At 72.2% G+C, this 10,221-nt stretch carries 12 protein-coding genes; 5 read left to right on the plus strand and 7 right to left on the minus strand.

The window, feature by feature from the left end:
• The first annotated feature begins 150 nt into the window (after positions 1-150).
• The 3 genes from ACFVT2_RS18010 (at position 151) to ACFVT2_RS18020 (ending at position 2,155) form a co-directional block, all read left to right on the plus strand.
• Positions 151-483, plus strand: a complete 333-nt coding sequence (locus tag ACFVT2_RS18010) for a hypothetical protein (RefSeq protein WP_390018576.1) — start codon at positions 151-153, stop codon at positions 481-483.
• Positions 484-546: 63 nt separating this feature from the next.
• The gene (locus ACFVT2_RS18015) at positions 547-1,005 is read left to right on the plus strand and encodes an SRPBCC domain-containing protein (RefSeq protein WP_390018579.1); all 459 of its coding nucleotides are present in this window, start codon (positions 547-549) and stop codon (positions 1,003-1,005) included.
• A 250-nt stretch (positions 1,006-1,255) separates the two neighbouring features.
• Positions 1,256-2,155 carry an RNA polymerase sigma factor SigF gene (locus ACFVT2_RS18020; RefSeq protein ID WP_390018582.1) on the plus strand — a complete coding sequence of 300 codons (900 nt, stop codon included), beginning with the start codon at positions 1,256-1,258 and terminating at the stop codon, positions 2,153-2,155.
• A gap of 13 nt (positions 2,156-2,168) precedes the next feature.
• On the opposite strand, the gene ACFVT2_RS18025 is transcribed toward ACFVT2_RS18020, so the two are convergent.
• From ACFVT2_RS18025 to ACFVT2_RS18050, 6 genes are all read right to left on the minus strand, one after another.
• Positions 2,169-3,542: a cryptochrome/photolyase family protein gene (locus tag ACFVT2_RS18025; protein WP_390018584.1), complete on the minus strand. Its 1,374-nt coding sequence runs from the start codon at positions 3,540-3,542 to the stop codon at positions 2,169-2,171.
• Positions 3,539-5,101, minus strand: a complete 1,563-nt coding sequence (locus tag ACFVT2_RS18030; protein WP_390018586.1) for an SDR family oxidoreductase — start codon at positions 5,099-5,101, stop codon at positions 3,539-3,541. The genes ACFVT2_RS18025 and ACFVT2_RS18030 overlap by 4 nt, the downstream gene beginning before the upstream one ends.
• Before the next feature lie 142 nt (positions 5,102-5,243).
• Positions 5,244-5,543, minus strand: a complete 300-nt coding sequence (locus ACFVT2_RS18035) for a hypothetical protein (protein WP_390018589.1) — start codon at positions 5,541-5,543, stop codon at positions 5,244-5,246.
• Positions 5,544-5,564: 21 nt separating this feature from the next.
• A complete protein-coding gene (locus ACFVT2_RS18040; protein WP_390018592.1) occupies positions 5,565-6,614 on the minus strand; it encodes a cytochrome P450 in 1,050 nt (349 codons plus the stop codon).
• A gap of 77 nt (positions 6,615-6,691) precedes the next feature.
• On the minus strand, positions 6,692-6,781 hold the full coding sequence (locus tag ACFVT2_RS18045; RefSeq protein ID WP_020930389.1) for a tryptorubin family RiPP precursor: 90 nt from the start codon (positions 6,779-6,781) through the stop codon (positions 6,692-6,694).
• A gap of 303 nt (positions 6,782-7,084) precedes the next feature.
• Positions 7,085-8,068, minus strand: coding sequence for a helix-turn-helix transcriptional regulator (locus ACFVT2_RS18050; RefSeq protein ID WP_390018595.1), 984 nt, complete (start codon positions 8,066-8,068; stop codon positions 7,085-7,087).
• Between the two features lie 103 nt (positions 8,069-8,171).
• Between ACFVT2_RS18050 and ACFVT2_RS18055 the strand changes: the two genes are divergently transcribed.
• A complete protein-coding gene (locus tag ACFVT2_RS18055; RefSeq protein ID WP_390018598.1) occupies positions 8,172-8,579 on the plus strand; it encodes a DUF3224 domain-containing protein in 408 nt (135 codons plus the stop codon).
• Positions 8,580-8,624: 45 nt separating this feature from the next.
• Here ACFVT2_RS18055 and ACFVT2_RS18060 read toward each other — a convergent pair whose 3' ends face one another.
• Entirely contained in the window at positions 8,625-9,548 is a 924-nt protein-coding gene (locus ACFVT2_RS18060) for an NAD(P)-dependent oxidoreductase (protein ID WP_390018601.1), read from the minus strand.
• 110 nt (positions 9,549-9,658) lie between these two features.
• Here ACFVT2_RS18060 and ACFVT2_RS18065 point away from each other — a divergent pair, with 110 nt between their 5' ends.
• Complete coding sequence (locus ACFVT2_RS18065; RefSeq protein WP_390018603.1) at positions 9,659-10,009, plus strand: winged helix-turn-helix transcriptional regulator; 351 nt, start codon at positions 9,659-9,661, stop codon at positions 10,007-10,009.
• The last annotated feature ends 212 nt before the right edge of the window (positions 10,010-10,221 follow it).

Here is a 10,221-nt window from a genome sequence, read left to right on the forward strand (position 1 = left end):
TTCGGGAGGGCTCTCAGATGTCCAGGGCGCCCCGGAACCGGCCGTGGCCGACCTCCGAGCCCTCTCCCGCCACACCAACTCTCCGTAATGAAGCACCTCTTCCCTGCTATCTCCGGGCGTTCTTCGCGCCTCCCCAGAGAAGGAATCACCATGACGTCCGGCCACGGCTCTCCGGCCGGCCCGCAGTCCGTTCCCACCAATTCCGAGGAGGCCCTGGAGGCCGTGCGGAGCAGGTTCGGCCAGCCGCTTTCCTTTGACGGGAACCCGGCCCCCTTGCACGTGCAGGAATTCGACCTGGGCTATCTCGTCTACGCCACATACGCCAAGCCGGTGGATCCGAACGGCCGGCCGCTGCCCACGCCGCCGGGCGGCAGCAGCTTCGTCGTGGCCAAGGGCACCGGAGTGATCTCGACGCTGCCCAACTACCCGCCGGAACAGGCCATCGCGCTCTACCGGAAGCAGCAGCGCAGCAGGGAGCAGTAGCCCACCGCCTCCACACACCGCCGAAGAAGCACCCCAATTATCCCTTTACGCTACATTTCCGCCATGACCGATGATCAGCCAACGCGCTTCCCCGACCTCTCCTCCCGACCGCACCAGCTTTCCGTCGAGCGCCTCATGAGTGCGACGCCCGCCGCGCTGTACCGCGCCTGGACGGAGCAGTTCGACCGCTGGTTCGCGGCCCCCGGGTCGGTGCTGATGCAGGGCCGGGTGAACACGGCGTTCTTCTTCGAGACGGAGCACGAGGGGGTCCGCCACCCGCACTACGGCCGCTTCCTGCGGCTCGATCCGGACCGGTTGGTCCAGCTGACGTGGGTCACCGGCGCGGGCGGCACCCAGGGCGCGGAGACCGTGGCCACGGTCGAATGTGCCGCCGAGGGAACCGGGGCGCGGCTGCGGCTCACCCATGCCGGGTTCGCCGACGAGGCGGCGCGCGACCGACACCGGGACGCCTGGCCGCACGTCCTGGAGCAGCTCGACCGACAGCTCGGCACCCCGAGCTGACGCACCGTCAGCACTACCGTCAGCGCCGACCCCCTGGCGCCCACCGCCGGGGGCACCCGACACCGAAGCCCCAGCCCCCGGCCGTTCGGGGGCCTGCGACTGGGGCCGGTGGAGTTCCGTATCGCCTCCGCCGCAAGCGCCTGACGGGGCGTCAGGATTTTGGGTGGCAAAAAGGGAGCGGAAGGTGTTTCGTTCCGCGAACGAAGGGCAGACGCCGCTTACCGGACCATGATCCAATGGGAGGGCAGCCATGACGGCGGCAGTCAGCACGCACACGGGAACGCGGCACGGCCAGGGCCAGAGCCAGGACCACCGGACCGTGAGCTCCGGAGCCGGCGGACTGCCGTACATCGCGGACGCCTCCAAGGTCGCGCCCAAGAGCGCCAAGGCCCTGTCCCGGCCGTTCTTCGAGCGGCTCGCGGAATTGGAGGAAGGCACCCACGCGTACCAGTACGTGCGCAACACGCTCGTCGAGATGAACCTCTCCCTGGTCAGGTACGTCGCGGCCCGGTTCCGCAACCGCGGCGGCGACCCTAGCGAGATGGAAGACATCGTCCAGGTCGGCACCATCGGGCTGATCAAGGCCATCGACCGTTTCGAGCTCTCCCGCGAGGTCGAGTTCACGACGTTCGCGGTGCCGTACATCATGGGCGAGATCAAGCGGTTCTTCCGGGACGCCACCTGGGCGGTCCACGTGCCGCGACGGCTGCAGGAGCTGCGGATCGAGCTCGCCCAGGCGAAGGAGCGCCTGTTCGCCCGCCTGGACCGGGACCCCACCGTCGCCGAACTCGCCGAGCACCTCGGGATCAGTGAGGACGAGGTGATCGACGGGCTGATCGCCGGCAACGGCTACACCGCCGGGTCGTTGGACCAGCCCACCGACCCGGGGGAGGACGAGTCGGCCCGCAGCCTCGCCGACGCCCTGGGCGACGAGGACCCGCGGCTGCAACTCGCCGAGGACCTCCACGCCCTGACTCCCCTGGTGCGGAAGCTGGACCAGCGGGACCGCCGGATCCTCACCCTGCGGTTCGTCCACGAGAAGACCCAGTCCGAGATCGGGGAGGAGCTCGGCGTGTCGCAGATGCACGTCTCCCGCCTGCTCGCCCGGATCCTCGGCCGACTGCGTACGGGGCTGGTCGGCCAGTCCTGACGTCGACGGCCCGTCAGGCGCGGCCCCGGGCGCGCTTGAACCGGGCCAGTCCGTCGGCGAGTTGGACCAGGGGTTCGGGGTAGTCGTAGCCGGCGCGTTCGTCGGCCAGCAGTTGCCACGGCTGGTGGACGGCGGGGGCGGCGAGCCCGGCGAGTTCGGGCACCCATCGGCGGACGTAGGCCCCGTCGGGGTCGTACCGCTTGGCCTGGAGGACCGGGTTGAGAACGCGGTTGGGGCGGGTGTCGGTGCCGGTGCCGGCCACCCACTGCCAGTTGAGCTGGTTGTTGGCGAGGTCGCCGTCCACCAGCAGGTCCAGGAAGTGCCGGGCGCCCACCCGCCAGTCCACGTACAGCGTCTTGGTGAGGAAGCAGGCGGTGAGCAGGCGGCCGCGGTTGTGCATCCAGCCCTCGTGGCGCAGTTGGCGCATGGCCGCGTCGATCACGGGATATCCGGTGCGGCCGGCCTTCCAGGCGGCGATCTCGTCCGCCGCCGATTCCTCGGTGCGCCAGTGGTCCTGGCGAGTGCGGTAGTCGGCGGCGGCCGCGGCGGGCCGGGCGGCGAGGACCTGGTGGTGGAAGTCCCGCCAGGCGAGTTGGCGGACGAAGGCATCGGCGCCGGGGCCGCCGAGCCGGCGGGCCCGGTGGACCAGCTCGACGGGTGAGAGGGTGCCGAAGTGCAGATGCGGGGAGAGCCGCGAGGTGGCGTCGCCGGCGAGGTCGTCGTGGCGGTCCGCGTAGGCCGCCGCATCGCTGCGCAGCCAGGCCGTCAGGCGTGTCCGACCCGCCGCCTCGCCGCCCGCCGCCAGTCCTTCCGATACTCCGGACCGGTCCTTGGTCGACGGGAGGTCCGCCGAGCCGAGGCGCCCGGGCACCGGGACCTTGCGCGGCGCGGGCAACGGGTCGCGCAGATGCTGCTGGGACCAGTGCCGGAAGTAGGGGGTGAAGACCGCGAAGTGGTCGGAGGACGCCGGGACGACCGCGCCGGGCGGGACCGCGGTGATCACCGCGTCGTGCACGCACAGCCGGCGCCCCTCGGCCTCCAGCGCGCGGCGCAGCCGTTCCTCGCGGCGGGTGGCGTAGCCGCTGACCCCGGCCGCCAGGTGCACCTCGGTGGCGTCCGCCTCGGTGGCCACCTGGCAGACCTGCTCGACGGTGTCACCGGCCCGGACCACCAGCCGGCCGCCGCGCTCGCGCAGACCGGCATCGAGTTGGGTGAGGCAATCGGCGAGGAACGCCCGGCGGTTGGGGGCGCTGAAGCCGGTCGCGGCGAGGGCGTCGTCGTGGACGAACAGCGGAACGACGGCGTCGGCGGAGCGGAGGGCCGCGCGCAGCGGCGGATGGTCGTGCAACCGCAGGTCGGAGGTGTAGAGGACGACGGCGACGGTCACAACGCAACTCCCTTGTCACTGTGGCGTGTTGGGTCGGTTGCCGTGGTCGTGGCGGCTGCCCGGGCGATGTTGCGCGCCATCCCGCCGAAGACCACCGCGTGGAACGGTGACACGCTCCACCAGTACGCGTGGCCGAGCAGTCCGTGTGGGTGGAACACGGCGCGCTGCCGGTAGTGCGCCCGTCCGCCGTCCGTGGCCCGGCAGGACATCTCCAGCCAGGCCAGGCCCGGCAGCCGCATCTCGGCGCGCAGCCGCAGCAGCCGCCCCGGTTCGATCTCCTCCACCCGCCAGAAGTCCAGCGAGTCGCCGACCCGGAGCCGGCTGGCGTCGCGCCGGCCGCGGCGCAGTCCGACCCCGCCGACCAACCGGTCCAGCCAGCCGCGGACGGCCCAGGCGAGGGGGAAGGAGTACCAGCCGTGCACGCCGCCGACACCCTCGATGACGCGCCAGAGCACATCGGGCGAGGCATCCACGTCGCGTTCCCGACAGTCGGTGTAGAGGCTGCCGCCGGCCCAGTCCGGGTCGGTGGGCAGGGGGTCGCTGGGGGCGCCGGGCACCGAGGCGGACGACCACCGGGTGGTGACCTTGGCGTCGCGGATGCGCTGGAGCGCCAGGGATACCGCGGTGTCGAAGTCGAACGGGTGGCCCGGCGGGTCGGGCACGTAGCGGGTGATGTCGTGCTCCTGGCGGACGACTTCGTGGCGCAGTGACTCGGTGAGCGGGCGCGCGATCTTCGAGGGCACCGGTGTGACCAGGCCGACCCAGTGGCTGGAGAGTCCCGGGGTGAGCACCGGTACGGGCAGGACGAGCCGGCGCGGCAGTCCGGCGATCTTCGCGTAGCGGCGCATCATCGCGCGGTAGGTGAGGACGTCGGGGCCGCCGATGTCGAAGGTGCGGTTGACGTCCGCCGGCAGCCGGGCGCAGCCGACGAGGGTCCGCAGCACGTCGCGGACGGCGATCGGCTGGGTCCGGGTGCGGACCCAGCTCGGTGTGATCATGACCGGGAGCCGTTCGGTGAGGTAGCGCAGCATCTCGAAGGAGGCCGACCCGGAGCCGATGATGACGGCGGCGCGCAGCACCGCGGTCGGCACGCCCGAGGCCAGCAGTACCCGGCCCACCTCGGCGCGCGATCTCAGGTGGGGGGACAGCTCGTCCTCGGGGACGTCCGCGGGGGTGAGCCCGCCGAGGTAGACGATGCGCCGGACGCCTGCGGCGCGGGCCTGTTCGCCGAAGATCCGGGCGGCCCGGCGGTCGGTCTCCTCGAAGTCCTTGCCGGTGCCCAGGGCGTGCACCAGGTAGTAGGCGACGTCGATCCCGTGCAGCGCCGCGCCCACCGAGGCGGCGTCGGTGACGTCGCCGCGCACCACCTCGACGTCACCCGCCCAGGGATGGTCGCGCAGCCTCTCCGGCGAGCGTGCCAGGCAGCGGACGGTGTGCCCGGCGGCCAGGAGTTCGGGCACCAGCCGGCCACCGATGTACCCGGTGGCGCCGGTGACCAGACAGGCCCGCCCGCGGCGTTCCTCCGAGGGCGTCGCCGGGGGTGTCTCCGGGGCGTTCATGCTGCCGCCACCGCCTCTCGCCTCGTTGCCGCACTGCCTCCCCGGACATCCCATCGGCTCCGGAAGCCGGTGCGGACGCGCCACGCCGCCGGGCCGGCGGGGCCTGCGCAACGGCAGCGGGTACGGCTCGGCCCGGTGCGGGTCAGGTGCCCGCGTGGTCCGGCAGTACGGAGTGGACGTAGGCGGCGAGCCGGGTCCGGATCTCGTCGACCGAGAGGTGCTCGACGGTGACCAGGTGGGCGATGAGGTCGGCGCGGACGGCGGCCAGCAGGGCGTGGGCGACGAAGTCGGCGTGTCCGGCGTCGGTGCACTGCGCCAGGCTGTCCCGCAGCGTCGCGTGCCACCAGATGGAGGACGGGTTCCGGCGCTGACCGGCGCGACCGCCGTCTACCTCGCACCGCCGCCCGGGGCCAAAGATCCGGTCGGAAGGTGGTGCACGCACCCCGCGGGCCTCAGTCGCGCGTCACCCCCGCGTCACCCGCACCTCCGCGACTTCCATCAGGCCGTCGAGTTCGACCCGGCCGACGGTCTGGGCGGGGCGCACCGTGAGGCCGTCCCGGCGCACCAGATCGAGGAGGCGCTCGGCGAGCGGCAGCACCATGTGACGGCCCCAGCAGCGCTCGTTGGCGTGGCCGAACGGCAGGTACCCGGGGTGATCGTCCGGGTCCAGGCCCTCCCACCGCTCGGGGCGGAAGACGTCGGGGTCCTCCCACAGCGCGGGGTCGCGGTGGCTCAGGAGGGGCAGCAGCAGGACGTCGTCGGCCGGGCCGATCCGGGCGTCCACCGCGGTGAATTCGGGTGAGGCCGCCCGGAGGATGTTCCAGGACGGTGGCAGCAGTCGGAGCGCCTCGGCGAGGAGGTGCCGGTTCGGGACGGTGTCGTCGAACGGTGCGCCCAACCAGACCGCGTTGGTGACGAGTGCGGCCACGGTGAAGCAGATGGGTGCCGCCACCCGCCGGTAGAGGTACATCGCGTATCGGCGGTCCGGAAAGCCGGTGGAGTCGAGGACGAGGGTGGCGAGTTTCGAGAGGGGTTCGACGCGGTCGGGGCGGCGCAGGAGGGCGGCGCCCGAGGTGACGGCGGACCAGGTCAGTTTCGGGGTGAGTTCCAGTCTGCGGTCGACCAGGATCCGGAAGCGCCGGAGTTCCCGTCCGAAGACGAGGTCCCGGAGGTAGGCGTGCGGCACCTGCGGCCACGGGCCGGTCAGGTCGACCGGTGTCTCCAAGGGGCGCTGGAGCGCCTTCCGGACGTCCGCCGCCACGGCCTGCATGTAGGCGGCGGCGTCGGCCCGGTCGACGTGCCGGCCGAGGACGGGTTTGAAGGTCGGGCGCTCCTCGGCGTTGGCCGGCCGGCTGCGGAGCAGGGCATCCATCAGGTCGGCGCCCGCGACGCCGATCGTGGTGGGCTCCAGCCGGAACAGGTCCTGGCCGGTGTGGCGGCTGAGCAGCGCGTCGATCCTGGGCGCGAAGCGCACCCGCCGGCCGCCGCGGCTGACGGTCGGTCGCTGGGGCATCGAGAACCTCCGGGAACGCGGGCCAGTGGCGGGCCGTCACGCCCGGCCCACCACCGTCCTCTACGGGCGTGGGCCGATCAGATCCAGCCGTACCACGCATACGCCTTGAGGCTCTTGTCGCTGCGCATCCGCTTCACGAGACGAACGAACTTCATCCGTACCTCCATAGCGGGGAAGGGTCTGTTCCCCAGTGGCAGGCCGTCGAATGGGTCTTCGACCGCCGCAGAAGTGAATGCCGGGGCCCCGGTGGCGTCAAGTGACCCGTATCACGACAAAGAACGACCACCCCGGGTTTCACGAGCGTTCGCGGTGCGGGGTGGCGAAAAGCACCCCACGCAGCGGGCGATTGATCCCGATATAGCGGATATACATGCCAAATGCCGTATAGAACCGCAGTGTTGATGGTTGTTCTGAAGCATCGAAGATTTTACGGAACGGGGGACCTGAACACCCACGGTGTACCGAACAGGTCACTCCCGCGGGCCGGCCGCCGCCCCGTACCGGCCGGCCAGGACAGCCACCGCGTCGGCGACCGCCCGGCGCAGTGCGGGCGGCCCGAGGACCTCCGCCTCCGCACCCAGTCTGAGCAGGTCACCGACGGCCACGGCCGGCCCCTCGACCGGCATCTCCACCACCGTCCAACCGTCCGCTTCCGGCTCTCCGGCGTCCTCCAGGGCCCGCCGGCCCACCGCGCCGTAGAGCATCGGCAGCAGCCGGCGCGCCTGTGGGGAGATCCGCAGGCGCGCCGTGTCCTGGTGCAGCGCCGCCTCCAAGCGGCGGGACGACTCCGCCCAGTAGGCGGCCAGATCGAAACCGGCCGGTCGCACGAACGCCTCGCCCGTGAGGTCCACGGCCAGGAACCGGGCGATCCGGTACGTCCGCACCGCCTCGTCGACGAGCGCCACCAGGTACCAGATGCCGCCCTTGAGGACGATGCCCAGCGGGCGCAGCTCCCGGTGGACCTCGCCGCGCCAGCGCCGGTAGTGGGTGCGCAGCACCCGCTGTTCCCACACCGCCCGCGCGATCGGCGCAAGATGGGCGACCGGGTCGGCGTCCCGGAACCACGCCGGGGCGTCCAGGTGGAAGCGGTCCTGGATCCGTCGGGTGCGCTCGGCGAGTTCGGCCGGGAGTGCCGCCTGGACCTTCAGCTGAGCGGTCGCCAGCACCGCGCCCAGTCCCAGGTCGCGGGCCGGGCCGGGGGCTCCGGCGAGGAAGAGCGCACCGGCCTCGGCGTCGGTGAGCCCGGTCAGTCGGGTCCGGTAACCGTCCATCAGGCGGTAACCGCCGTCGGGCCCGCGGTCGGTGCGGACCGGGACACCGGACGCACCGAGCGCCTCGATGTCCCGGTAGACCGTGCGGACCGACACCTCCAGTTCCGCGGCGAGTGCGGTGGCGGTCATCCGTCCGCGGTTCTGGAGCAGCAGGAGCAGGGCGAGGAGCCGGTCGGCGCGCATGGTCCGATTGTCGCGCGTACCTGACAGAAGGTGTCAGGTACGGCGGTCAGGCTGGTCGCACACCGCACACGTACCAGCCGTGCGGCAGAACGAAAGGACAGCCATGCCCGCGCAGACCACCGGACGCATCAGCTACGCCAACTGGGAGGAGCGCCCGGTCGGTTCGGAGGACACGAGCCCGCGGCTCGCCCACGCCTCGGTCACCAACTCCTTCTCCGGCGGTATCGAGGCCGCCCACACGATCTGCGAGTACAGCATCGTCTACACCTCGGACAAGACCGGGACGTTCACCGGCATGGAGCTGCTGACCGGCCGCCTGGACGGGCGGGCCGGCACCTTCGTCGTCGAGGAGCGCGGCACGTTCGACGCCGACGGCACGGTGCGCTGCACCTTCGCGGTCGTGCCCGGATCGGCCACCGGTGACCTGGTCGGGCTGACCGGGTCGGGCAGCTACACCTGTCGGGCCGGCGAGCCGTCCTTCCCTTACGCCTTCGACTACCAGGTGGGCTGAGCGCCGCCGGACGGGCGGGCCGGCGGGGTGCCGGCCCGCCCGGTGTCAGCGGCGCCCGAGGAGTTCGGCGACGCGGCTGAACCCGTCCGCGCCGTGGCCCCGTTCGACGGCGCGGCGGGCCAGTCCCTCCGCGGCCCGGATCACGCCCGAGTCGATGCCGTGCGCCTCGGATGCGTGGGCGATGTGGGCCATGGACGAGGCGGCCGAGGTGAGCGTGCTGCTCTCTCCGGAGTAGGTGCCGTCGTCCACGTCCGCCGCGATCCGGTCGAAGAGCGGCGGGAGGATCGCGCCGATGCCCTTGGCGAACGGTGCCAGCTCGCGGGCGGTGATGCCCTCGGCCCGGGCCACCGCCAGGGCGTGTGCGTATCCCGTCATCGCGGTCCAGAAGATGTCGAGCAGCGCCACGTCGTGGCCCGCGGCCCGGCCGATGTCCGGGCCGAGGTGGGTGTGGGTGCCGCCGAGCGCGTCGAGCACCGGCCGGTGCGCGTGGTACAGGTCCGCGGGGCCGCTGTGGAGGAAGACGCCGTCCGGGGTGCCGATGGTGGTGGTCGGGGTCATGATCGCGCCGTCGAGGTAGCTGACGCCGTGGTCGGCCGCCCAGACGGCCGTGGCCCGGGCTTCGTCCGGGGTGCCGGCGGTCAGGTTGACCACGGTGCGGCCCGTCAGGGCGTCGGCGACCGCGGGCCGGCTCAGAATGGCCGTCGCCGCTTCGTAGTTGACCACGCAGACCACGGTCAGGTCGCTCGCGGCAACCGCCTCCTCCGCGGTCCGGGCGCCGACCGCGCCCCGTTCCTTCAGGGACCGGTCGCGGCCCGGTGTGCGGTTCCAGACCGTGGTCCGCACCCCCGCGCTCAGGAACGCGTCGGCCAGGGCCCGGCCCATCGGTCCCAGACCGAGCACGGTGACGGACCGCTGCGCGACGGGTTCGGCGGCGGCTCCGGCGGAGGCGGTGGGCGTAGAAAGGGACATGATGCTGTTCGACTCCTTGGGGGATCCGGAAATACCGGACCGGTGAAAGCGATTCGTAGAAGGGAGAGAAGAAGGCGTACGAAGTGACGAGCGGAAGGAACGGGGCGACGATGACGCGCAGCCGGGCCCGGGATCTGAATGTCTGTGCCACGACCGCGGCGATCGCCGTGATCGACGGCAAGTGGAAGACGCCACTGCTGTGGTTGTTGGAGTCCGGTCCACGCCGGCCCAGCGAGTTGCGCCGGCTCCTGCCGGGGCTGAGCGAGAAGGTGCTGACTCAGGCACTCCGCGAGATGACCGACGACGGACTGGTGCACCGGGAGGTGCACGATGTGCTACCCCTCAAGACCGAGTATGCGCTGACCCCGTTCGGTCGCGAACTGGCCGAGGCGCTGGCGCCCCTCGACGACTGGGGCCACCGCCGTCTGGCGAGGCTCGCCGAGGCCCAGAACGCCTCCTGACGCAACGTCACTTCACCTCCGCTCTGCCCGTTCCGGGCGGCCTGCTGACCGCCTGTGAACAGCCTCTCCCGACCGGGATGGGCTGCCAAGTACGCACAAAAAAGTGGGTATCGCGGGGGGGGGCCGGGCGGGTAAGTGGGTGCGCCGCGGTCGCGGCCGGCGCCCCCCCCCCGGGGGTGGACCTGCGCGAGGCGGGGGGGCAGGAGGACCGA

Source organism: Streptomyces sp. NPDC058000 (assembly GCF_042886435.1).
Classification (GTDB): Bacteria; Actinomycetota; Actinomycetes; order Streptomycetales; family Streptomycetaceae; genus Streptomyces.